The sequence below is a fragment of the Streptomyces sp. P17 genome, from assembly GCF_032436805.1.
Classification (GTDB): Bacteria; Actinomycetota; Actinomycetes; order Streptomycetales; family Streptomycetaceae; genus Streptomyces.
In genome coordinates, this window is sequence record NZ_JAVRBF010000004.1 from 164,495 (window position 1) to 185,688 (window position 21,194).

Genomic DNA, 21,194 nt, shown 5'->3' on the forward strand with positions numbered 1-21,194 from the left:
AGTGGCGATGGATTGGCCGGTAGCCCGTCATCCCCGTCCGGAAAGAACGCGAGGGCCGCACCCCTCGCATGGCGGAGGAGTGCGGCCCGAGTGCCGTAGGGACAATCCCTGTCGCGACCGTTACTTGCGGATCAGCGAGCGCAGCACGTACTGCATGATGCCGCCGTTGCGGTAGTAGTCGGCCTCACCGGGGGTGTCGATGCGGACGACCGCGTCGAACTCGACGCCCGTGTCGGTGGTGACCTTGACCGTGCGCGGGGTGGTGCCGTTGTTGAGCTCCTCGACGCCGGTGAAGGAGAAGGTCTCCTCACCGGTCAGACCGAGGGACTGGGCCGAGGCGCCCTCCGGGAACTGCAGCGGCAGGACGCCCATGCCGATGAGGTTCGAGCGGTGGATGCGCTCGTACGACTCGGCGATGACGGCCTTCACGCCGAGCAGCGCGGTGCCCTTGGCGGCCCAGTCGCGGGACGAGCCGGAGCCGTACTCCTTGCCGGCCAGGACGACCAGCGGGATGCCCTGCTCGATGTAGTTGCGCGAGGCGTCGTAGATGAACGACACCGGCGCGCCCTCAACCGTGAAGTCACGCGTGTAGCCGCCCTCGGTGCCCGGCGCGATCTGGTTGCGCAGGCGGATGTTGGCGAACGTGCCGCGGATCATGACCTCGTGGTTGCCTCGGCGGGAGCCGTAGCTGTTGAAGTCGCGGCGCTCGACGCCGTGCTCCGTGAGGTACTTGCCGGCCGGGGTGTCGGCCTTGATGGCGCCGGCCGGGGAGATGTGGTCGGTGGTGACCGAGTCGCCCAGCTTGGCCAGGACGCGGGCGCCCGTGATGTCGGAGACCGGGGTGGTCTCCATCGTCATGCCCTCGAAGTACGGGGGCTTGCGGACGTAGGTCGACTGCGGGTCCCACTCGAAGGTGTTGCCGGTCGGGATCGGCAGCGCCTGCCACTGGGCGTCGCCCGCGAAGACGTCCTGGTAGGACTTGTTGAACATGTCCTCGCCGATGGCGTTGGCCACGACGTCGTTGACCTCGGCCTCGGAGGGCCAGATGTCGGTCAGGTAGACCGGGTTGCCGTCCTGGTCGATGCCGAGCGCGTCCTTGGTGATGTCCACCTTCATGGAGCCCGCGAGGGCGTACGCGACGACCAGCGGCGGGGACGCCAGGTAGTTCATCTTGACGTCGGGGTTGATCCGGCCCTCGAAGTTCCGGTTGCCGGACAGGACCGAGGTGACCGCGAGGTCGTGGTCGTTGACGGCCTTGGAGACCTCCTCCGGCAGCGGTCCCGAGTTGCCGATGCAGGTGGTGCAGCCGTAGCCGACGAGGTTGAAGCCGACCTTGTCGAGGTACGGGGTCAGGCCCGCCTTGTCGAAGTAGTCGGTGACGACCTTCGACCCCGGGGCGAGGGTGGTCTTGACCCACGGCTTGCGGGTCAGGCCCTTCTCGACCGCCTTCTTGGCCACCAGCGCGGCGGCGACCATGACGTACGGGTTGGAGGTGTTGGTGCAGGAGGTGATCGCGGCGACCGTGACGGCACCGTGGTCGATCTCGTACGTCGAGCCGTCGGGGGCGGTCACGGTGACCGGGTTGGACGGGGCGCCGTTCGGGGCGACGGCCGGGGCGTCGGAGGCCGGGAAGGACTCCTGGCCGGCCTCGTCCACGGAGTCCACGTAGTTGCGGACGTCCTGCTTGAACTGCTCGGCGGCGTTGGCGAGGACGATACGGTCCTGCGGACGCTTCGGGCCGGCGATGGACGGGACGACCGTCGAGAGGTCCAGCTCCAGCTTCTCGGAGAAGTCCGGCTCGGCCTTCGGGTCCAGCCAGAGGCCCTGCTCCTTGGCGTACGCCTCGACGAGCGCGAGCTGCTGCTCCGAACGGCCGGTGAGCTTGAGGTACTTGATGGTCTCGTCGTCGATCGGGAAGATCGCGGCGGTGGAGCCGAACTCCGGCGACATGTTGCCGATGGTGGCGCGGTTGGCGAGGGAGGTGGCGGCCACGCCCTCGCCGTAGAACTCGACGAACTTGCCGACGACGCCGTGCTTGCGGAGCATCTCGGTGATGGTCAGCACCAGGTCGGTGGCGGTGGTGCCGGGGGTGAGCTCACCGGTCAGCTTGAAGCCGACGACGCGCGGGATGAGCATGGAGACCGGCTGGCCGAGCATCGCGGCCTCGGCCTCGATGCCGCCGACGCCCCAGCCGAGAACACCCAGACCATTGACCATGGTGGTGTGCGAGTCGGTGCCGACGAGGGTGTCGGGGTAGGCCTGGCCGTTCCGGACCATGACCGTGCGCGCCAGGTGCTCGATGTTCACCTGGTGGACGATGCCGGTGCCGGGCGGGACGACCTTGAAGTCGTCGAAGGCGGTCTGGCCCCAGCGCAGGAACTGGTAGCGCTCGCGGTTGCGGCCGTACTCCAGCTCGACGTTCTGCGCGAAGGCCTCGTTGGTGCCGAACTTGTCGGCGATGACGGAGTGGTCGATGACCAGCTCGGCCGGGGAGAGCGGGTTGACCTTCGCCGGGTCGCCGCCGAGCTCCTTCACGGCCTCACGCATGGTGGCGAGGTCCACGACACAGGGCACGCCGGTGAAGTCCTGCATGATCACTCGGGCGGGCGTGAACTGGATCTCCTGCGACGGCTGGGCACTCGAGTCCCAGTTGCCGAGCGCGCGGATGTGGCCGGCGGTGATGTTCGCGCCGTCCTCCGTGCGGAGCAGGTTCTCCAGCAGGACCTTGAGGCTGTACGGAAGGCGGGCCGAGCCTTCCACCTTGTCCAGCCGGAAGATCTCGTACGACTCGTCGCCCACCTGCAGCGTGCTGCGGGCGTCGAAGCTGTTCGCCGACACGACAGTCTCCTTCTTTGATGTGCGTTCCCACCGCATCCTGCCGCCACGACGACTTGGCCGATCCGCTAAGGTAAGGCTAAGTTAGGTAACCCTTAGTGCCAGACCGGTGATCACGTGCGGCTGCGGTACGCCTCGGCAGATATCTCGATGTCGAGATAACTCTAGTACATGGGGCCGGGATGGTCATGCCCTGCCTCCCTGTCCGCTGCCATCCTGCATCCTCGGGTCCTGACTGGGGTCGTCATACATGCCAGGGCAGCCGTCTTCCATCGCTTCGGGGCGCGGTTCGTAGTGCCAGGGTTCGTTCTCGTAGACCTGGCACAGTCCGTACCCGGCGCCGTGCTCGGACAGCCACGTGGTGGCGTTGGACTGCCCGATGTCGATCGCGCCGCCCGACACATGGGGAGAGGTCTCCGCCCTGGCCACCCATCGGGCGGCTTCATCCTCCGAGCCGTACTTCGAGACCGCCTCAAGAAAGAGCTGATTCTGGTACTCCGGGGAACGCCAGCCGCTGTTGACATAGAACGTGACGCCGTCGTCCCCGGCATCCGTCGCCGCTTCCCGCAGGGCCTGGAGCAGCCCGGGGTCGAGCTTGCTCACGCCCGGATACCCGTCGTCGAACACGATCACGCCCTCGGGCAGGGCGCCGTCGGCCTCGCCCAGTGCACCCTTGCGCTCCGCGCGCTCGTGGTCCCCGTGCGGCATGTCGCCGGGTGGGACCGCGGTCGAGGAAGGGGAGGGCCGGGAGGACCAGGAGGACGAGGACTCCGGCGCCTGGTCGGTGAGGGCGGCGGTGATCACTGCTATGACCACCAGCAGGCCGACGGCGAGGAGCCAGGGAATCCGGCGCGGTATTCGAGTCATACCGCCAGTGAAGGCAGTGCGGTGTTGCCGACCCGTATGCGGTTTTCGATACGCCGGCGATATGCGCCGACTCGTAGCCTCAAGAGCATGCGTGTGCTGATTGTCGAGGACGAGCCCTATCTGGCGGAAGCCATCCGCGACGGACTGCGTCTGGAGGCGATCGCGGCCGACATCGCGGGTGACGGTGACGGCGCTCTGGAAATGCTGAGCATCAACACCTACGACATCGCCGTCCTCGACCGGGACATCCCCGGACCTTCCGGTGACGAGATCGCCAAACGCATCGTGGCCTCCGGCAGCGGGATGCCCATCCTCATGCTCACCGCTGCCGACCGGATCGACGACAAGGCCTCCGGGTTCGAACTCGGCGCCGACGACTACCTCACCAAACCGTTCGAACTCCGCGAGCTCGTCATGCGGCTCAGGGCGCTCGACCGCAGGCGCGCCCACAGCAGGCCTCCGGTGCGGGAACTCGCGGGCCTGCGTGTGGATCCGTTCCGCAGAGAGGTCTTCCGGGACGGCCGCTACGTCGCCCTCACCAGGAAGCAGTTCGCCGTGCTCGAAGTCCTCGTGGCCGCCGAGGGCGGTGTCGTCAGCGCCGAGGACCTGCTGGAGCGGGCGTGGGACGAGAACGCCGACCCGTTCAGCAACGCCGTGCGCATCACCGTCTCGGCGCTGCGCAAACGGCTCGGGGAGCCCTGGATCATCGCCACCGTCCCGGGCGTCGGCTACCGCATCGACACCCGACCGACGGCCGGGGACGAGGGAGACGGCCGTGGATAGGGCGCCCGGGTTGAGCGTCCGCCTCAAGCTCACCCTCAGCTACGCCGGGTTCCTCATGGTCGCAGGCGCCCTGCTGCTCGCGGCCGTGTGGCTGTTCCTGCTGCGTTACGTCCCCGAGCGTGCGCTCATCGACCCCGCTACCACCGACCTCCATGGCGTTTTTCCCGTCCGGTCCAACCTCCTGCGTGCCTTCGCCCCGGCGGCAGCCACAGCACTGGCGTTCCTGCTGGTGTTCGGTCTCCTGGGAGGTTGGATCCTCGCCGGCCGCATGCTCGCCCCGCTGACCCGCATCACCGATGCCACCCGCCTGGCCACGAACGGCTCGCTCGCCCACCGGATCCGGCTGCCGGGCCGCAAGGACGAGTTCCGCGAACTCGCCGACGCCTTCGACACGATGCTCGCGCGGCTCGAAGCGCACGTCGCCGAGCAGCGGAGATTCGCGGCCAACGCCTCCCATGAGCTGCGCACCCCGCTGGCGATCTCGAAGACCCTCCTCGACGTGGCCCGCACCGATCCGCACCACGACACCGGCGAAGTCATCGAACGCCTCCACGCCGTCAACACCCGAGCGATAGACCTCACCGAGGCCCTGCTCCTGCTCGGCCGCGCCGACCAGCGGTCCTTCACCCGAGAACCCGTCGACCTGTCCCTCCTGGCGGAAGAGGCCACCGAAACGCTCCTCCCCCTCGCCGAGAAGCACGGCGTCACCATCGAGACCCACGGCGACCTCACCCCCGCGCTCGGATCGCCGGCGCTCCTGCTGCAGCTGACCGTGAACCTCGTGCACAACGCGATCGTCCACAACCTGCCGGAACAGGGCACCGTACGGGTCACGGCCGGCGTCCGCGCCGGGAGCGTGGTGCTCACCGTCGAGAACACCGGCGAGAAGCTCTCCCCACAGCTGGTCTCGACCTTCACCGAACCCTTCCAGCGCGGCACCGAGCGCATCCACACCGACCATGCGGGCGTCGGCCTCGGCCTGGCCATCGTCAAGACCATCACCCAGGCCCACGACGGAACGCTCACCCTCTCCCCGCGTCCCGCCGGCGGGATCCGCGTCGCTGTGGAACTACCCGCGGTATCCCGAGAGTGCTGACGGCTCTCCGGCCGTGACGCGCCACCAGCGGCGCGACGCCAGCGCGGCCAGCCCGGCGCCGGAGGCGTTGAGCAGGACGTCGTCCACCGAGGACACCCGGTCAAGACGCAGCACGTACTGCGCGGTCTCGACAACAACCGAGCAGCCCGCCCCGAGCGCCAGGATCCGCGGCGCCGACGCCAGCGCCGCGAACCGCACCGGGGCGAGGAACCCCAGTGCCGCGAACACCAGCAGATTGCCGACGATCTGGCCCGTCCCCCCGTCCGCGAGGACCGCGTACAGGTCCCGCAGCGGTACCAGGCTCATGACCGCGCCGTCCTCGTCGCCCGGCAGCAGGATGATCCACACCCACGGCACCGTCCCGTAGACGATGCCGACCTCGGCGAGCGACATCCGCCAGGCCGCCGTGACACCGGCGGCACTCCGACGGCGTGCCAGCGCCCATACCGCCGACGCCGCGAACGGCAGCGCGGCCACCGTGATGAGTGCCACACCGTTGAACGTACCGACGAAGACGTGCCACTCCGGCCTGCGCAGCGGCATGGACAGGATCCTCACCACCGCGTTGCCGAACAGAGCGATCGCCGCACCGAGGATCGCCAGGCTCACGATCACGATCGTGCGCGTACGGCGGGCGGGGTCTGACAGTGATGCGTTGTGGTCCATGCCGCCATCTCAGCCGGAGGGCTGTTGCGGCGGCGTATGCGATTTTCGATACACCCGCGATATACGAACCCCGGGCATCGAGGCCGTACTTCGCTGACAACGGACACTCCCTGTGATGTTCTTGTTCGACCATGAAGCGAGGCGACTTCCACCGGCATGCGGGCGGCTGGACAAAATGGGTACCGCTGCCGACGACCACATGGACGCGTCTGCGTCCCGGGCGCGCCCCGCTGCGCTGCCCCCTGCTGACCGACGACGATCTGGCGCGCGCCGTCTGGACGGCCACCCATCTGCCCGACCTCTTCACCGCGCTCCGGCACGCGGTGTGCGCGCACTACGAGGGCTTCCCCGAGGGACTCGACGTGCGCGCGGTCCACGTCCACCCGGTCTCCCGGGACGGCATCCCCTACGTCGGCGTCGAGTTCCGCGACCTGGGCGTCGCCCTGCACGGCACCAGCGTGGTGGACGTGGGCGGCCCCGAGACCGCCACCCTGCGCCGGATCGCGGAGGAGGACGCCGCCGATCCACGCACCGGCCTGGACGAGGCGCTCATCGGGTACTGGAGCAGCATCCCCCTCGACTACGGCGTGATGGAGTGCTCGGAGTTCGAGTTGCGCGCCAACGGCCGGGGGTGGAGCAATCTGGCCAACGCCCTCGGGGAGTGCGTCACCCGGCTGACATGGCGCTGCCCGGAGCCGGGGCTGCTGGAGCTGCGGACGGAGGACGGGCGGGTGTCACAGCACTCGTACGTCGTCACCGGCGCCCCCATAGCCGCGGTCACCTTCGACGAACCCGTCGAGTTCTGCCATCAGTTCGCCAGGTCGGGGTAGCCGAGAAGTACCGAAATCGCCTGCGACGGGAGGCACCCATGCCGCTCACTTTTCGCAAGAGTTTCCGAATCCTGCCGGGGGTTCGGCTGAACATCAACCGGCGCTCCTGGTCCATCACCACCGGTGGCCGGCACGGGCCGCGGCGGACACACAGCAGCACTGGACGTCGTACGACATCGGTGGATTTGCCCGGACCTTTCGGGTGGCGCCGCACCCGTACCGCCAGGCGGCGTTGACGCACCGTCACCCGAACGGACCCCCCAGGAGGCGCCATCTCATATCTGAGATAGCCTCAACCTCATGGCAGACGACTACCTCGTACGCATCGGCAAGCTCATCCGTGACGCCCGGCAACACCGTGGCTGGACACAGACGCAGCTGGCCGAGGCGCTCGGCACCAGTCAGAGCGCCGTCAATCGGATCGAGCGCGGCAATCAGAACATCAGCCTTGAGATGATCGCCCGAATCGGTGAAGCCCTGGACAGCGAAATCGTCTCTCTGGGCTATGCGGGCCCGATGCATCTGAGGGTGGTGGGCGGCCGTCGGCTGTCCGGCGCGATCGATGTGAAGACGAGCAAGAACGCGTGCGTGGCCCTGCTGTGCGCCTCACTCCTCAACAAGGGGCGCACGGTGCTGCGCCGGGTCGCCCGTATCGAGGAGGTCTACCGTCTGCTGGAGGTGCTCCAGTCCATCGGCGTCCGGACGCGCTGGATCAATGACGGCGTCGACCTGGAACTGGTACCGCCGGCCGAGCTGGACATGGCCGCCATCGACGCCGAGGCCGCCGTCCGCACCCGCTCCATCATCATGTTCCTCGGCCCGCTGCTGCACCGGATGGACGCCTTCAAGCTGCCCTACGCCGGCGGCTGCGACCTCGGCACGCGCACCATCGAGCCGCACATGATCGCGCTGCGCCGGTTCGGTCTGGACATCGCGGCGACGGAGGGCCTGTACCACGCCCAGGTGGACCGCGCGATCTCCCCGGACCGCCCGATCGTGCTGACCGAGCGCGGGGACACGGTCACCGAGAACGCGCTGCTGGCGGCCGCCCGCCACGACGGCGTGACGACGATCCGCAACGCCTCCTCCAACTACATGGTCCAGGACCTGTGTTTCTTCCTGGAGGCGCTCGGCGTCAAGGTCGAGGGCATCGGCACCACCACGCTCACCGTGCACGGCGTGCCGACCATCGACGTCGACGTCGACTACTCCCCCTCCGAGGACCCGGTCGAGGCGATGAGCCTGCTGGCGGCCGCGGTGGTGACGGAGTCGGAGCTGACGGTGCGCCGGGTGCCCATCGAGTTCCTGGAGATCGAGCTCGCGGTCCTGGAGGAAATGGGGCTCGACCACGACCGCACGCCCGAGTACTTCGCGGACAACGGCCGTACGCGCCTGGTGGACCTGACGGTCCGGCCTTCCAAGCTGGAGGCGCCGATCGACAAGATCCACCCGATGCCGTTCCCCGGACTGAACATCGACAACGTCCCGTTCTTCGCGGCCATCGCGGCGGTCGCCTCGGGCAAGACCCTCATCCACGACTGGGTCTACGACAACCGCGCGATCTATCTGACCGACCTCAACCGCCTGGGCGGCCGCCTCCAACTCCTGGACCCCCACCGCGTCCTGGTCGAAGGCCCCACCCGCTGGCGCGCCGCCGAGATGATGTGCCCCCCGGCCCTGCGCCCCGCGGTGGTCGTCCTGCTGGCGATGATGGCGGCGGAGGGCACGTCCGTGCTGCGCAACGTGTATGTCATCAACCGGGGTTACGAAGACCTGGCCGAGCGCCTCAACTCGATCGGCGCACAGATCGAGATCTTTCGGGACATCTGAACGGCGGACGCCGCCACACTCCCGGGACCGGCCGTGCGGCGCTCGGCTTGCGGCTGCCCGAAGACCCCGGTGAGCGGCGCTGCCGCGCTCACCGGGGTGGTGTCGCCCTTCTCGCCGTGCTGTCTGCCACCGAGCCGGCCGACATGAGCACAAAAAGTATTCAACCGGCCACATGACATTCATGTGAAGGTCGAGCGGCCGGGCTCTGCCCAGGCTGCCGAAGATCGCGGAAGCCCTGGAGTACCGGGCCCGCGCACCACGTGCCACGGGCGGCAGCACAGCCTGCCGCCGATCACCGCATCGGATGAATCCGGGACCCAATCGGCCCCTTTGGAGCGCGTGACCCTCTCCCGGGGGGTTCCCTGGCGACAAGACGGCACAGGAGTTCCCGATGCGGCAGACCTTCAGCACACCCAGGCCGATGATCGGCCACAGCCTGTGTGCCGTCGTGCTGCTCGCCCTCCTCGCTCTGCTCCACGCGACACTCAGCCCCGGCGCCTCGCATCTTGCGGCCCTCGACCTGGACGGCTGCCCGCAGCAACAGCGCCCGGCGGCGAGCGCGCAGACATGCGTGACGGCGCCGGTCGCCGCCCTCACCGAAGCGGGTGCCGTCGGCCATCACGACGGCGACACCACGCCGCTCTGCGCCGCGTCCGCCTCCGGGCCCCGTCAAGCGGCGCATCTGCCCAGCCCCTTCGCGACCGCCCACGCCGTCTCGGGCGGTGCGGCGGCACTCCCGGCCCGCACCTCGAGAGCGGACGCCACGCGCCTCACCTCTCCCCGGGCGCCATCCGGCTCACTCGTCCTGCGCTGCTGACAGGCCCGACCGCCCGTGCGACCCCGTCCGCTCCGCCGGGCCGGAGCACGGTCGCGGCCCGCGCCCCTCTTCCCGAACAGCACCGCAGGAGCCGTCAGCATGCCCATGGACGTCCACGCCGCCATCAGCGCGCTCGTGCGCGCGGAGATGGCCCCGGCCCGCACTCCGCAGTCGAACCCTTCCGATCAGTCTGGCCCGACGGCCGCGGAACACCCCGACCAGGGCCTCGCACCCTCACCCACCTCCACCGCGCCCATGACCGCTCGGCGGCGCTCGGCGCGGCCGTTGGCCGCCGCCCGGCGTCGCCTCGCGGCGATCTTCGCGTAGCACCCTCGCGACCGATTCTCACTCGTGCCCTACATCGGGCAACCGCAAGTGAATGAGGCGATTGCGCCTGCAACACATGGCGCGATGTTGCTCATGTCACCTTTCTCACCTGGAAGTTGAGCAGGTTCATGGGTCTGAACTCGGTAACGTTTCGGTGTCGGAGCGAGCGAATCGTCGGGAGTCCAGTGGTGATACGGCGCATGGCAGCGGCAGTGGTGCTGCTTGCGGCGGCTGTACTGCTGCACTTCGCGACGGCCCACCATGCCGCCTCCGCACCGGGCACGGCGTCGGCGATGGCACCCGCAATCGAACCGGACTCCCGCAAGGCGCACGGTCACTCATCCGTTTCCCCGTACGCGAGTACCGGCTCGGAACATCACGAGACGGCCATCGACACCATCGCCCGGCCTCCGCGCACGGTCGCTGACGAGACGCAGCCACCCTCCGCCGCCGAGGGAACAACCGCCGTTGCCCCGGACACGTCCCCCGACGCGCCGCAGGCACCTGGACCACCCACGGCGAGAGACGCCTGGAGCCCGGCCGCCGCGATGGCGCCCACCAACAGCGGTCTGCAGATCTTCCGCTGCTGATCGGCAGCGTGCCACACGCGCCAGGACATCCCCCCGCCCACAGGGCCCGCCGGGAGCCGAACGGCTCAAGCGGCCTGCTCCCGTGGTCCGGTGCGGCCTGTCCCGGCCGAACGGCACGCCTCTCTTCGCATCCTTGAGTCCTTGTCGACCCCCGAAGAGCACGAGGCCGACCATGCAGTCACTCATCGAGCACGCCCGTACGTTCCCCGCCAAGATCGTCGACCGGCAGGACGAATTCGCACACCTGGCCGAGGGGCAGAAGCCCCAGGCACTGTTCATCTCCTGCTCCGACTCCCGCGTCATCCCGTCCCTGTTCACCGGTGCCGCGCCGGGTGACCTCTTCGAGCTGCGCACCGCGGGCAACATCGTCCCCCGCTACCGGACGCAGGCCGCCTGCGGTGTCGCGGGCTCCTTGGAGTTCGCCGTGCAGGCCCTGCGGATCCCCGACATCGTCGTCTGCGGTCACTCGCACTGCGGCGCCGTCCAGGCGCTGATGCGCGAGCAGACCGTACAGACCATGCCCCTCGTACGCCGCTGGCTCACATGGGCCGGACACCGGCCCGGCAGCGACGAGCCGTGGCAGACCCGCGGACTCGGCGATGACCTGGTCGCGGTGACCCAGCGGCATGTACTCACACAACTCGACCATCTGCGCAGCTACCCCTTCATCGCCCGGCGCCTGACGTCGGGACAGCTGCGCTTGCACGCCTGGCACTACACCGTCGAGACCGGCGAGGTCCTCGCCTGCGCTCCCGGAGCCCGCGCCTTCCAGCCCCTGTGAGCCGACCGGACCACGGCACCGCACCCGGCCCGTCCGTCCACTCCGGTCGCATGTCCGCGACGTTCCTTCCCCCATCAGAAAGAACGCCATGACCTCGCACATCTCATCCCTTCGGCGCGCCCTGCGCACGGATCTCACCTCCTCCCTCGTCGTCTTCCTCGTCGCCCTGCCGCTGTGCGTGGGCGTCGCCGTCGCCTCCGGTGTCCCGGCCGAACTCGGCCTGATCACCGGCATCGTGGGCGGCCTGGTCACCGGCCTGCTGCCCGGCAGCAGCCTCCAGGTCAGCGGCCCGGCCGCCGGACTGACCGTGCTGGTGTTCACCGCCGTACAGGAGTTCGGCCTGCCCGCACTCGGCGTGATCGTCCTGGCCACAGGTCTGCTCCAACTCGCCCTCGGCGCACTGCGGCTCGGCCGCTTCTTCCGGGCCATCTCGCCGGCCGTGGTGCACGGCATGCTCGCAGGCATCGGCCTGGTGCTGATCGCCGGACAGCTGTACGCGCTGGCCGACCGCAAGGCCCCCGGTAGCGGCACTTCGAACATCGCCGGACTGCCCGACCTGGTCGTGGACGTCCTCGTCTCCGGCGCGGCTCTCACCGCCGTCGGTATCGGCACCGGAACCGTCGTGATCATGACGCTGTGGAAGAAGCTGCCCGGCAAGGCCCAGCTGCTGCCCGGCCCGCTGGTCGCCGTCGGCGCGGCGATGGCCATCACCGCCGCCTTCGACCTGCCCGTCAAACGGGTCGAGGTCAGCGGTCTGGCGGAGGCCGTCCAGCCACCCGCCCTCGGCGACTTCGGACAGCTGGCGCAGGTCGGCCTGCTGACCACGGTCATCGCCTTCGCCCTCATCGCGTCGGCCGAGTCCCTGTTCAGCGCGGCGGCCGTCGACCGTCTGCACGACGGGCCGAAGACCGACTACGACAAGGAACTGATGGCCCAAGGAGCGGGCAACACCCTGTGCGGACTGCTCGGCGCGTTGCCCATGACCGCGGTGATCGTCCGCAGCGCCACCAACGTCCAGGCTGGCGCCCGCACCAAGCTCTCCCGGGTCCTGCACGGCGCATGGCTGCTGCTCTTCGCCGCGCTGCTGCCCGGCGCCCTCGGCATGATCCCGACCGCCGCGCTCGCCGGCGTGCTCATCCACGCGGGCTTCAAGCTCCTGCCCCTCAAGGAGGTGGCGCCGCTGTGGCGTGAACACCGGGGCGAGGCCGTGGTGCTCGTGATCACCGCGGGAGCGATCCTGCTCACCAACATGTTCGAGGGTGTGCTGATCGGGCTGGTGCTGGCGGTGGCGAAGTCCGCGTGGGAGGTCTCCCACATCCACATCGAGACCGACGATCCCGGTACCGGCGCGGTGCGCGTCCGGATCGCGGGCAACGCGACCTTCCTGCGCCTGCCGCACATCCTGGACGCCCTGGAGAAGCTGCCCCGCGACCGGCCCGTCGAGCTCAGCCTCGCGGGCCTGCGCCACCTCGACCACGCCTGCATGAGCGCCCTGCAGAACTGGGCGGACCAGCACAACGCGCACACCGTTCAGCCCGAGCGGGCCCCCGCCGCCTCGGCATGAGCGAGGTCCCGTGGGGCGGTGTCCTGGCCGCCCCACGGGTACCCCAGGTCGAGTGGGCGCAGCACCGGGACAGACAGGTGACGAGCCGCCGCCGGGCCGGGCCGTGCGCTGTGGGGCCGGTCACCCACTGTTGCCTAATCATCTCTCTTGCTTATAGTTTGCAAGAAGCTGCCGTGCACGGGGCAGCCCCCCTTTGCCGCACGGCAAGTTCACTTTGCACGACGAGGAGCCATGGCCACCCGAACGCCTTCGGCAGTCAGTCCCGCCCGCCTCCGAACGGCGTTCAGTCCCACAGAGTGGCGTTCCATCGGCGGCATGACCGCGTTCGTCCTGCTCCTGCACGTCGTGGGGTGGGGAGTGCTGATCTTCGCGGTGGCACCTCATGACTACCAGCTGGGCAGCACAGGCGTGTTCGGCGTCAACGTCGGCCTCACGGCGTATCTGCTGGGCGTGCGGCACGCGTTCGACGCGGACCACATCGCGTCGATCGACAACACGACCCGCAAGCTCGTCGGCGAAGGCAAGCCGTCGGTCAGCGCCGGCTTCTGGTTCTCACTCGGGCACTCCTCGGTGGTCTTCGTCGCGAGCCTGCTGCTGGCCGTCGGTGTCCGTTCGGTGGCCGGCGTCGTCCAGAACGAGGACTCCCAGACGGCGCAGACCCTCGGCCTGATCGGCACGATCGTCGCCGGCACCTTTCTGGTCCTCATCGGACTGATGAACCTCGTGGCGGCCCTCGGGATGGCCAACGTCTTCCGCCGGATGCGCGCCGGCGAGTACGACGAGGCCGAACTCGAACGCCACCTCGACAACCGTGGCTTCCTGGCCCGGCTCCTCAGGCGCGTGATGAAGCGCGTGAGCAAGGCATGGCACCTCTACCCCGTCGGCCTGCTGATGGGCCTCGGCTTCGACACCGCGACCCAGGTCGCCCTGCTGGTGCTCGCCGCCGGCTCGGCGACGTTCGTCCTGCCCTGGTACGCCATCCTCGTCCTGCCGGTCCTCTTCGCCGCCGGGATGAGCCTGTTCGACACCGCGGACGGCATCTTCATGTCGCGGGCCTATGCCTGGGCCTTCCTCAAGCCGGTCCGCAAGGTCTTCTACAACCTGACGGTGACGGTGCTGTCCGTCACCGTCGCCCTGGTGATCGGCGTCCTGGTGCTGGTGGGACTGCTCGTGGAGCGGCTCGGCCTGGAGAGCGGCACCCTGGTGTGGATCGCGTCCCTGAACCTGGACTACGTCGGCTTCGGCATCGTCGGGCTCTTCCTGCTGACCTGGGCCGTCGCACTGGCCGTCTGGCGCTTCGGGCGGATCGAGGAGAAGTGGTCCAACGACACGGCACTCTCGGCCTCCGCGCCTCGCGCCGAGTAGGACCCTGCGGGCGGCCACGCCGCTCGCGCCGCCCCCGCGGCATCGCCTGCCATGCGCAGGACCCCGAGATCAGGACGATGAAGGGCCGGCTGGAGTCCTGGAAGCAGCCGACCGCGGCGGAGTCCACGCCGGGCATGCGCCACGGCTCGGGGCACGGCGGTGACGGCATGACGTCCGGCGCGGACATGGAAGAGCTCTCGGCCCTCAAGGGCACCGAGTTCGACAAGGCCTTCGCCGAGATGATGATCGAGCACCACAACGGCGCGATCAGCATGGCCGAGGACGAGCGGAAGAACGGCGAGAACTCCGACGCCAAGAAGATGGCACGCCATCGTCAAGGGGCAGTGCGCCGAGGTCGAGCAGCTTCAGGGCGTCGTCGACCGGCTCTCGTGACGCGGTTGCCCGGGCTCCCGCCGGGGAGCCCGGGCAGTTGTGCCGGGGCGCAGTACCCGAGTGCCGAAGACCGTGTGCGGGAAGACCGGCAGCGCGTACAGCTGGATGATCGCGGTCTCCAGGTCCGGGACGACGAGGCGGCCCTGGTCGGCGGCGGCCTCGGTGAGGGCCGTGTGCGGCCCCCGGTCGGCTGCGGCTTCCCGCCCCCGGGCTGCCTCTGTCACTTCTCGACGAGGGTGACGTCCTGCTGCTGCGAGGCATGGAAGGAGGGCAGTGGCAGGCCGCCCGAGGAGTCCAGTTCCATGACGGTCGCCTCCACGTGGGCCGGGCCCGGTTCGAGCGAACCCGGGGACGGCTTGCCGGTGTTCTCCCAGCGGTGTTCCATGCCGTCGCAGATCGCGCGGGTGCCGCCGATGCCGTGGCGAAGGCTCGACGAGCGCTTGCCCACCGAGGAGCTGACGAACACCGGGCCGGTGCCGCCGGTGCAGCGGTAGGTGCCGGAGAGGGTGACCGTGCCGTCGGCGGCGATGGTGCCGGTCGGGTCGACGGTCACCGTCTCGTAGGGATCGGCGTCGGCCGGGGTGGCGGGAGCGGCGAGCAGGAGCAGGGCGGAGGCGGCGGCTACGCCGAGGGTGGTGCGTACGGGCATGGGGAGACCTTCCGGGTGAGCGGAGTCGGGGGCCTCCACCAGTACCGGGCGCGCGCGCCCAGGCGCGTGATCGTCACCCCTTCGGTGGCGAGTCCGCGCCGACGTCGTGGAACCGTCCGGGAGTTGTCCCCGTGTTGTCACGCTTACGGTCGGCCCGTGGCGATGAGTTCAGGCCCGGAGGATGGTCTACCCATAGGAAGTGACCGACCTACGTGGAGGTGCGCCATGGGTGCCCACGCTTCGTGTTCCTTGACCGGTTCGCATGCTCCGCGCGTTGTCGCCGCGCATCCCGAGCAGGGGTGGAGCCTGCTGTGCGATGGCACGATCGTCTTCGACGACTCGGGTGAGCTGCTGCCGGACGGTCGGGTCGTCACGCCTCACCGTGCGCCGGTGGACCGGCTGGCGGTGGCGGCCTAGAAGTGTCCTGAAGATCTTGCTTGGGCCGCCCCGATCGCCCAGGTTCGCCCGCAAAAGTCGATCGGGGCAATCCGGTGCAAGTCGGGCGGGTTTTCAAGATTCTCAGTGGTCTCCTAGTCCGCTACGGCAGCACCGCGAAGCCGTCCAGCTCCACCATCGCCTGGTCGTCCCACAGTCGTACGACCTCCACCACCGCCATCGCCGGGTAGTCCCTGCCCGCCAACTCACGCCAGACCCGGCCCAGTTCGGGTCCGTGGGCGCGGTACTCCGCGATGTCCGTCGCGTACACCGTGACCCGCGCCAGGTCGGCCGGGGTGCCGCCGGCCGCGCGCAGGGCCGTGAGGAGGTTCGTGAGAGCCTTCTCGAACTGCTGCGGGAGGGTGTCGCCCTCGATCTTGCCGTTCGTGTCCAGGGCCGTCTGACCCGCCAGGAACACCAGCCTGGTGCCCGTGGCCACCACCGCGTGGGAGAAACCCGTGGGTGGGGACAGCTCGGGCGGGTTGACTCGGTCCGCTGTCATGCTGGGGCCTCCGGGTCGGCGTACAACTCCTTGGCGATGATGCCTCGCTGGACCTCGCTCGCGCCCTCGTAGATCCGCGGGGCCCGGACCTCCCGGTACAGGTGCTCCAGGAGGTGGCCCCGGCGCAGGGCCCGGGCTCCGTGCAACTGGACCGCCGTGTCCACGACGTACTGCGCCGTCTCGGTCGCCAGCAGCTTCGCCATCGCCGAGCGCTTCGGTACGTCCGGGGCGCCTTCGTCGTACGCCGTCGCCGCCGCGTACACCATCAGGCGGGCCGCTTCCGTGCGCAGGGCCATCTCGGCGACCTGGTGGGCGACCGTCTGCAGGTCCTTCAACCTGCCGCCGAATGCCTCGCGTTGGGCGGTGTGGGTGAGGGTGGCGTCCAGGGCCGCCTGTGCCATGCCGACCGCGAAGGCGCCGACGCTGGGGCGGAAGAGGTTCAGGGTGCCCATGGCCACCCGGAAGCCGCGGTCGGGCTCGCCGAGGATGTCGTCGGCGGTCACCGGGACCGCGTCGAAGGTCAGGGTGCCGATGGGGTGCGGGGAGAGCATGTCGAGGGGGCTGCCGGTCAGGCCCGGGCGGTCGGCCGGCACCAGGAAGGCGGTCACTCCTCGGGATCCGGCGCCCGGGGCCGTACGGGCGAAGACGGTGCAGAAGTCGGCGTCGGGGGCGTTGGAGATCCAGCACTTCTCGCCGGTGAGGCGCCAGGCGGACGGGCCGTCGGGGTCGGCGGCCAGGGACAGGGCCGCCGCGTCCGAGCCCGCTCCCGGCTCGCTGAGGGCGAACGCGGCCACCGCGGTGCCCTCGCCGACCCTGGGCAGCCAGTGTGCGCGCTGGGCCGGGGTGCCGTGGGCGTGGACCGGGTGGGCGCCCAGGCCCTGGAGGGCCAGCGCGGTCTCCGCCTCCGTGCACGCGTAGGCCAGGGACTCGCGCATCAGGCAGAGGTCCAGGGCGCCGGAGGTGAACAGCCGGGGCAGCAGGCCGAGGCTGCCCAGTTCGGCGACGAGGGGGCGGTTGACCTGGCCGGGCTCGCCCTTCTCGGCGAGCGGGCGCAGGCGCTCTGCGGCCAGCAGGCGCAGTCCGGCGCACCAGGCGGTCTGTTCCGGTCCGAGTGAGAATGCGGGCATCGCCGTCCTCTCTCCCCGCGGCTGTCGACAGGACCGCAGAGCCACTCCCCCGACGGTATCGCGCACAGTTGACTGCCGTCACCAACACGATACGCTCCTCGAGCGAGCCCACCAGGGAGCCCACAAGGCAAGGGGGCGCACCGCCATGAACGTCTCGGCGCATCTCGACACCTTCGCGCGCGACCACCTCCCGCCGGCCGACCAGTGGCCCGAGCTCAGCTTCGACCTGCCGGAGCTGCGCTACCCCGAACGGCTGAACTGCGCCGCCGAGCTGCTGCACGGCCCCCCGGACGACCGCCCGGCGTTCCACACCGCCACCGGCCGGAGCTGGACCTACGGCGAGCTGCGTGCCCGCGTCAACCGGCTCGCGCATCTGCTGACCCGCGATCTCGGGGTCGTCCCGGGCAACCGGGTGCTGCTGCGCGGCCCCACCACCCCCTGGCTCGCGGCCTGCTGGCTCGCGGTGCTGAAGGCGGGCGCGGTCGCCGTGACCGTGCTGGCCCAGCAGCGCCCGCACGAGCTGCGCACGATGTGCGAGATGGCCGAGGTGAGCCACGCGCTGTGCGACATCCGGGCCGCCGACGACCTCGCCAAGGCGGAGATACCCGGGCTGCGGATCGCCACGTACGGCGGTGACGCCCCGGACGACCTGCTGAAGCGGGCGGCGCCGAGGACGCCGTACACCGCCGTGGACACCGCCTGCGACGACGTGGCGCTGATCGCCTTCACCTCCGGGACCACGGGACGGCCCAAGGGCTGTATGCACTTCCACCGTGATGTGTTGGCGATAGCGGACACCTTCTCCAAATATGTGCTCCAACCCCATATGGGCGATGTCTTCACCGGCAGTCCCCCGCTCGGCTTCACCTTCGGACTCGGCGGGCTCGTGGTCTTCCCGCTGCGGGCCGGGGCCAGCGCCCTGCTGCTCGAACAGGCCGGTCCCAAGCAGTTGTTGCCCGCCGTGGCCGAGCACCGGGTGACGGTGCTGTTCACCGCGCCGACCGCCTATCGCGCGATGCTCGACGAACTGGACGGGCACGACGTGTCCTCGCTGCGCCGCTGTGTCTCGGCCGGCGAGAACCTGCCCGCCGCCACCTGGCGGGCCTGGCACGAGCGGACCGGGCTGCGCATCATCAACGGCATCGGCGCCACCGAGCTGCTGCACATCTTCGTCTCCGCCGCCGACGAGCACATCAGACCCGGCACCACCGGGGTGCCGGTCCCCGGCTGGCACGCGCGCGTGGTCGACGCCGACGGCCGGGAGAGGCCCGACGGGGAGCCGGGGCTGCTCGCGGTGCGCGGACCGGTCGGCTGCCGCTATCTCGCCGACCCGCGCCAGCGCGAGTACGTCCGCCACGGCTGGAACATCACCGGCGACACCTACGTCCGGGAGAGTGACGGCTACTTCCGCTATGTCGCCCGCGCGGACGACATGATCATCTCGGCCGGGTACAACATCGCGGGGCCCGAGGTCGAGGAGGCGCTGCTGCGCCACCCGGATGTGCTGGAGACGGCGGTCGTGGGCCGGCCCGACGCGGCCCGCGGGCAGGTCGTGACGGCGTTCGCCGTGCTCAGGCCGGGCGCACGGCGGGACGCGGAGGCGCTGCGCGCCTTCGTCAAGACGGAACTCGCGCCCTACAAGTGCCCGCGCGAGATCGTCTTCCTGGACGCGCTGCCGCGCACGGCGACCGGCAAGCTCCAGCGGTTCAAGCTGCGTCTCGCGGCCGACGCCGAGGGTGACCGGCAGTGATGCCGACGACCTAAGATGATCAACGTGTCCGACCAGCATGCACCACGGTCTTTGATCGTCACGCTCTACGGCGCCTACGGCCGCTTCGTGCCCGGCCCGGTACCCGTCGCCGAACTGATCCGGCTGCTGGCCGCGGTCGGCGTGGACGCTCCCTCGGTGCGCTCGTCGGTGTCCCGCCTCAAACGGCGCGGGCTGCTCGTCCCGGCCCGCACCGCCGACGGCGCCGCCGGCTACGAACTCTCCCCGGACGCCCGCCAGTTGCTCGACGACGGCGACCGGCGCATCTACGCCACCGCGCCGCCCGACGAGGAGGGCTGGGTGCTCGCGGTGTTCTCCGTACCGGAGTCGGAGCGGCAGAAGCGGCATGTGCTGCGCTCCCGTCTCGCGGGCCTCGGCTTCGGCACCGCCGCCCCCGGCGTGTGGATCGCGCCCGCGCGGCTGTACGAGGAGACCCGGCACACCCTGGCACGGCTGCGTCTGGAGGAGTACGTCGACTTCTTCCGCGGCGAGCACCTCGGTTTCGCGCCCACCGTCGAGGCCGTCACCCGCTGGTGGGACCTGGCGGCCGTCGCCAAGGAGCACGAGGCCTTCCTCGACCGCCACGCGCCCGTGGTGCACGACTGGCAGCAGCGGTCGGACACCCCGCCCGAGGAGGCCTACCGCGACTACCTCCTCGCCCTGGACTCCTGGCGCCATCTCCCCTACATCGATCCGGGGCTGCCCGCCCGGCTGCTGCCCGAGGACTGGCCCGGGGTGCGGTCGGCGGCCGTGTTCCGGGCGCTGCACGCGCGGCTCAGGGATGCGGGAGCCGTCTTCGTCGGCCTCTGAGGCCCGCCTTCCGGACGTGATCCCGCCCACAACATGCGTCACTAATGGAACCCTCAGGTTCCTCTATCGCTCTTCTCAAAGTTCTTACCTAGCGTCCACTCAGCACGCCGGGTAACGAAAGAGGATCTGACGCATGACCACCACGGCAAGGGCTCAGGGAGCCACGATCTGGCTCACGGGGCTGCCGAGCGCGGGCAAGACGACCATCGCCCGCCTGCTCGGCGACCGGCTGAAGGCCGAGGGACAGCGCGTGGAGGTCCTCGACGGCGACGAGATTCGCCGCTTCCTCTCCGCGGGCCTCGGCTTCTCCAGGGAGGACCGCAACACCAATGTGCAGCGCATCGGCCTGGTCTCCGAGGTGCTCGCCCGCAACGGCGTGCTCTGCGTCGTCCCGGTGATCGCGCCGTACGCCGACAGCCGCGCGGCCGTGCGCAGGCGCCATGAGGCGAGCGGGGCACCGTACATCGAGGTGCATGTCGCCACTCCGGTCGAGGTGTGCAGCGAGCGGGACGTGAAGGGACTCTACGCCCGGCAGGCCTCGGGCGAGCTGTCCGGGCTGACCGGCGTCGACGATCCGTACGAGCCGCCGGTGGATCCGGCGCTGGTGCTGCGGACGCAGGAGCAGAGCCCGGGCGAGTCCGCGGACGCGGTGTACGCGGTGCTGGTGGAGCGGGGGCTGGTATGAGTTTCAGCCCTTCTCACCTGGACGCGCTGGAGTCCGAGGCGGTGCACATCTTCCGCGAGGTGGCGGCTGAGTTCGAGCGGCCGGTGATCCTTTTCTCCGGTGGCAAGGACTCGATCGTCATGCTGCATCTGGCGCTGAAGGCGTTCGATCACCATCGACGTGGCGTACCGCTACTTCGCCACCCCGCGCCGGCGGTTCATCCTCGCCGACACCCCCGGCCATGTGCAGTACACCCGGAACATGGTCACCGGCGCCTCCACGGCGGAGCTGGCGATCGTCCAGGATCTCGGGGGCGCGGCGGGACTCACCGCGAACGACCTGGGCCGTATCACCCTGCGCACGGCGGAGCCGCTGGCGGTGGACGACTATGCGGTCTCCCGGCGCACGGGGGCGTTCCTTGTCATCGACCCGGCGGACGGGGCGACGCTTACCGCGGGGATGGTCGAGCTGTAGGCCGACCAGGCCGGCCCGCCC

General features: G+C 70.0%; 23 protein-coding genes and 3 pseudogenes. 19 read left to right on the plus strand and 7 right to left on the minus strand.

All coding sequences use genetic code 11. The features are described 5' to 3' along the window. Positions 1-120 precede the first annotated feature (120 nt). Together acnA and RMT89_RS03940 are read right to left on the minus strand one after the other, a co-directional pair. The gene (gene acnA, locus RMT89_RS03935) at positions 121-2,838 is read right to left on the minus strand and encodes an aconitate hydratase AcnA (RefSeq protein ID WP_315882488.1); all 2,718 of its coding nucleotides are present in this window, start codon (positions 2,836-2,838) and stop codon (positions 121-123) included. A gap of 183 nt (positions 2,839-3,021) precedes the next feature. Continuing rightward, entirely contained in the window at positions 3,022-3,702 is a 681-nt protein-coding gene (locus RMT89_RS03940) for a M15 family metallopeptidase (RefSeq protein ID WP_315882489.1), read from the minus strand. 87 nt (positions 3,703-3,789) lie between these two features. On the opposite strand from RMT89_RS03940, the gene RMT89_RS03945 reads away from it, so the two are divergent. After that, complete coding sequence (locus tag RMT89_RS03945) at positions 3,790-4,485, plus strand: response regulator transcription factor (protein WP_315882490.1); 696 nt, start codon at positions 3,790-3,792, stop codon at positions 4,483-4,485. Between the two features lie 10 nt (positions 4,486-4,495). After that, on the plus strand, positions 4,496-5,581 hold the full coding sequence (locus tag RMT89_RS03950) for a HAMP domain-containing sensor histidine kinase (RefSeq protein WP_315882531.1): 1,086 nt from the start codon (positions 4,496-4,498) through the stop codon (positions 5,579-5,581). On the opposite strand, the gene RMT89_RS03955 is transcribed toward RMT89_RS03950, so the two are convergent. Continuing rightward, positions 5,555-6,247, minus strand: a complete 693-nt coding sequence (locus tag RMT89_RS03955; protein ID WP_315882491.1) for a VanZ family protein — start codon at positions 6,245-6,247, stop codon at positions 5,555-5,557. The two genes, RMT89_RS03950 and RMT89_RS03955, sit on opposite strands and share 27 nt — an antisense overlap. A 131-nt stretch (positions 6,248-6,378) precedes the next feature. Between RMT89_RS03955 and RMT89_RS03960 the strand changes: the two genes are divergently transcribed. The 10 genes and pseudogenes from RMT89_RS03960 to RMT89_RS04005 form a co-directional block, all read left to right on the plus strand. Next, positions 6,379-7,077, plus strand: coding sequence for a hypothetical protein (locus RMT89_RS03960; RefSeq protein ID WP_315882492.1), 699 nt, complete (start codon positions 6,379-6,381; stop codon positions 7,075-7,077). A 38-nt stretch (positions 7,078-7,115) separates the two neighbouring features. Further along, positions 7,116-7,313: a DUF4236 domain-containing protein gene (locus RMT89_RS03965; protein ID WP_079084845.1), complete on the plus strand. Its 198-nt coding sequence runs from the start codon at positions 7,116-7,118 to the stop codon at positions 7,311-7,313. Positions 7,314-7,377: 64 nt separating this feature from the next. Continuing rightward, positions 7,378-8,907, plus strand: a complete 1,530-nt coding sequence (locus RMT89_RS03970) for a UDP-N-acetylglucosamine 1-carboxyvinyltransferase (protein WP_315882493.1) — start codon at positions 7,378-7,380, stop codon at positions 8,905-8,907. 391 nt (positions 8,908-9,298) lie between these two features. After that, entirely contained in the window at positions 9,299-9,724 is a 426-nt protein-coding gene (locus tag RMT89_RS03975) for a hypothetical protein (protein ID WP_315882494.1), read from the plus strand. Between the two features lie 99 nt (positions 9,725-9,823). Further along, positions 9,824-10,051 carry a hypothetical protein gene (locus RMT89_RS03980; RefSeq protein ID WP_315882495.1) on the plus strand — a complete coding sequence of 76 codons (228 nt, stop codon included), beginning with the start codon at positions 9,824-9,826 and terminating at the stop codon, positions 10,049-10,051. Between the two features lie 200 nt (positions 10,052-10,251). Continuing rightward, entirely contained in the window at positions 10,252-10,641 is a 390-nt protein-coding gene (locus RMT89_RS03985; protein ID WP_315882496.1) for a hypothetical protein, read from the plus strand. A 172-nt stretch (positions 10,642-10,813) separates the two neighbouring features. Beyond that, positions 10,814-11,422 carry a carbonic anhydrase gene (locus RMT89_RS03990; RefSeq protein ID WP_315882497.1) on the plus strand — a complete coding sequence of 203 codons (609 nt, stop codon included), beginning with the start codon at positions 10,814-10,816 and terminating at the stop codon, positions 11,420-11,422. A gap of 88 nt (positions 11,423-11,510) precedes the next feature. After that, entirely contained in the window at positions 11,511-12,986 is a 1,476-nt protein-coding gene (locus RMT89_RS03995) for a SulP family inorganic anion transporter (RefSeq protein WP_315882498.1), read from the plus strand. Between the two features lie 315 nt (positions 12,987-13,301). Continuing rightward, on the plus strand, positions 13,302-14,351 hold the full coding sequence (locus tag RMT89_RS04000) for a HoxN/HupN/NixA family nickel/cobalt transporter (RefSeq protein ID WP_315882499.1): 1,050 nt from the start codon (positions 13,302-13,304) through the stop codon (positions 14,349-14,351). A 77-nt stretch (positions 14,352-14,428) separates the two neighbouring features. After that, positions 14,429-14,638 (plus strand): annotated as a pseudogene (locus tag RMT89_RS04005) (DUF305 domain-containing protein); the annotation flags it as partial. A gap of 78 nt (positions 14,639-14,716) precedes the next feature. Here RMT89_RS04005 and RMT89_RS04010 read toward each other — a convergent pair. Then, on the minus strand, positions 14,717-14,968 hold the full coding sequence (locus tag RMT89_RS04010) for a hypothetical protein (protein WP_315882536.1): 252 nt from the start codon (positions 14,966-14,968) through the stop codon (positions 14,717-14,719). Continuing rightward, complete coding sequence (locus RMT89_RS04015) at positions 14,965-15,393, minus strand: DUF6299 family protein (protein WP_315882532.1); 429 nt, start codon at positions 15,391-15,393, stop codon at positions 14,965-14,967. The genes RMT89_RS04010 and RMT89_RS04015 overlap by 4 nt, the downstream gene beginning before the upstream one ends. Before the next feature lie 225 nt (positions 15,394-15,618). On the opposite strand from RMT89_RS04015, the gene RMT89_RS04020 reads away from it, so the two are divergent. Next, a complete protein-coding gene (locus tag RMT89_RS04020; RefSeq protein WP_315882500.1) occupies positions 15,619-15,810 on the plus strand; it encodes a DUF5999 family protein in 192 nt (63 codons plus the stop codon). A gap of 121 nt (positions 15,811-15,931) precedes the next feature. Here the strand turns inward: RMT89_RS04020 and RMT89_RS04025 are convergent, their stop codons facing one another. Continuing rightward, positions 15,932-16,330: a RidA family protein gene (locus RMT89_RS04025; RefSeq protein ID WP_315882501.1), complete on the minus strand. Its 399-nt coding sequence runs from the start codon at positions 16,328-16,330 to the stop codon at positions 15,932-15,934. Beyond that, positions 16,327-17,457 (minus strand): acyl-CoA dehydrogenase family protein, encoded by a 1,131-nt coding sequence (locus RMT89_RS04030; protein ID WP_315882502.1) that lies wholly within the window; start codon positions 17,455-17,457, stop codon positions 16,327-16,329. Before RMT89_RS04030 ends, RMT89_RS04025 begins: the two co-directional genes overlap by 4 nt. 145 nt (positions 17,458-17,602) lie before the next feature. On the opposite strand from RMT89_RS04030, the gene RMT89_RS04035 reads away from it, so the two are divergent. The 6 genes and pseudogenes from RMT89_RS04035 (at position 17,603) to RMT89_RS45840 (ending at position 21,173) form a co-directional block, all read left to right on the plus strand. After that, a complete protein-coding gene (locus RMT89_RS04035) occupies positions 17,603-19,207 on the plus strand; it encodes an AMP-binding protein (RefSeq protein WP_315882503.1) in 1,605 nt (534 codons plus the stop codon). A 15-nt stretch (positions 19,208-19,222) separates the two neighbouring features. Beyond that, the gene (locus tag RMT89_RS04040) at positions 19,223-20,035 is read left to right on the plus strand and encodes a PaaX family transcriptional regulator C-terminal domain-containing protein (RefSeq protein ID WP_315882504.1); all 813 of its coding nucleotides are present in this window, start codon (positions 19,223-19,225) and stop codon (positions 20,033-20,035) included. 133 nt (positions 20,036-20,168) lie between these two features. Then, the gene (gene cysC, locus RMT89_RS04045) at positions 20,169-20,720 is read left to right on the plus strand and encodes an adenylyl-sulfate kinase (protein ID WP_315882505.1); all 552 of its coding nucleotides are present in this window, start codon (positions 20,169-20,171) and stop codon (positions 20,718-20,720) included. Continuing rightward, positions 20,717-20,866: pseudogene (locus RMT89_RS04050) on the plus strand (phosphoadenosine phosphosulfate reductase family protein); the annotation flags it as partial. The gene cysC and the pseudogene RMT89_RS04050, both read left to right, overlap by 4 nt. After that, positions 20,862-20,999: pseudogene (locus tag RMT89_RS04055) on the plus strand (GTP-binding protein); the annotation flags it as partial. The pseudogenes RMT89_RS04050 and RMT89_RS04055, both read left to right, overlap by 5 nt. Continuing rightward, on the plus strand, positions 20,994-21,173 hold the full coding sequence (locus tag RMT89_RS45840; protein WP_399497556.1) for an elongation factor 1-alpha C-terminal domain-related protein: 180 nt from the start codon (positions 20,994-20,996) through the stop codon (positions 21,171-21,173). The pseudogene RMT89_RS04055 and the gene RMT89_RS45840, both read left to right, overlap by 6 nt. The last annotated feature ends 21 nt before the right edge of the window (positions 21,174-21,194 follow it).

Bases quoted from the DNA above. Each gene is read 5' to 3' on its own strand.
- RMT89_RS03940 (WP_315882489.1), bottom strand. From the start codon at position 3,702: ATGACTCGAATACCGCGCCGGATTCCCTGGCTCCTCGCCGTCGGCCTG.
- RMT89_RS03945 (WP_315882490.1), top strand. From the start codon at position 3,790: ATGCGTGTGCTGATTGTCGAGGACGAGCCCTATCTGGCGGAAGCCATC.
- RMT89_RS03955 (WP_315882491.1), bottom strand. From the start codon at position 6,247: ATGGACCACAACGCATCACTGTCAGACCCCGCCCGCCGTACGCGCACG.
- RMT89_RS03960 (WP_315882492.1), top strand. From the start codon at position 6,379: ATGAAGCGAGGCGACTTCCACCGGCATGCGGGCGGCTGGACAAAATGG.
- RMT89_RS03965 (WP_079084845.1), top strand. From the start codon at position 7,116: ATGCCGCTCACTTTTCGCAAGAGTTTCCGAATCCTGCCGGGGGTTCGG.
- RMT89_RS03970 (WP_315882493.1), top strand. From the start codon at position 7,378: ATGGCAGACGACTACCTCGTACGCATCGGCAAGCTCATCCGTGACGCC.
- RMT89_RS03975 (WP_315882494.1), top strand. From the start codon at position 9,299: ATGCGGCAGACCTTCAGCACACCCAGGCCGATGATCGGCCACAGCCTG.
- RMT89_RS03980 (WP_315882495.1), top strand. From the start codon at position 9,824: ATGCCCATGGACGTCCACGCCGCCATCAGCGCGCTCGTGCGCGCGGAG.
- RMT89_RS03985 (WP_315882496.1), top strand. From the start codon at position 10,252: ATGGCAGCGGCAGTGGTGCTGCTTGCGGCGGCTGTACTGCTGCACTTC.
- RMT89_RS03990 (WP_315882497.1), top strand. From the start codon at position 10,814: ATGCAGTCACTCATCGAGCACGCCCGTACGTTCCCCGCCAAGATCGTC.
- RMT89_RS03995 (WP_315882498.1), top strand. From the start codon at position 11,511: ATGACCTCGCACATCTCATCCCTTCGGCGCGCCCTGCGCACGGATCTC.
- RMT89_RS04000 (WP_315882499.1), top strand. From the start codon at position 13,302: ATGACCGCGTTCGTCCTGCTCCTGCACGTCGTGGGGTGGGGAGTGCTG.
- RMT89_RS04015 (WP_315882532.1), bottom strand. From the start codon at position 15,393: ATGCCCGTACGCACCACCCTCGGCGTAGCCGCCGCCTCCGCCCTGCTC.
- RMT89_RS04020 (WP_315882500.1), top strand. From the start codon at position 15,619: ATGGGTGCCCACGCTTCGTGTTCCTTGACCGGTTCGCATGCTCCGCGC.
- RMT89_RS04025 (WP_315882501.1), bottom strand. From the start codon at position 16,330: ATGACAGCGGACCGAGTCAACCCGCCCGAGCTGTCCCCACCCACGGGT.
- RMT89_RS04030 (WP_315882502.1), bottom strand. From the start codon at position 17,457: ATGCCCGCATTCTCACTCGGACCGGAACAGACCGCCTGGTGCGCCGGA.
- RMT89_RS04035 (WP_315882503.1), top strand. From the start codon at position 17,603: ATGAACGTCTCGGCGCATCTCGACACCTTCGCGCGCGACCACCTCCCG.
- RMT89_RS04040 (WP_315882504.1), top strand. From the start codon at position 19,223: ATGATCAACGTGTCCGACCAGCATGCACCACGGTCTTTGATCGTCACG.
- cysC (WP_315882505.1), top strand. From the start codon at position 20,169: ATGACCACCACGGCAAGGGCTCAGGGAGCCACGATCTGGCTCACGGGG.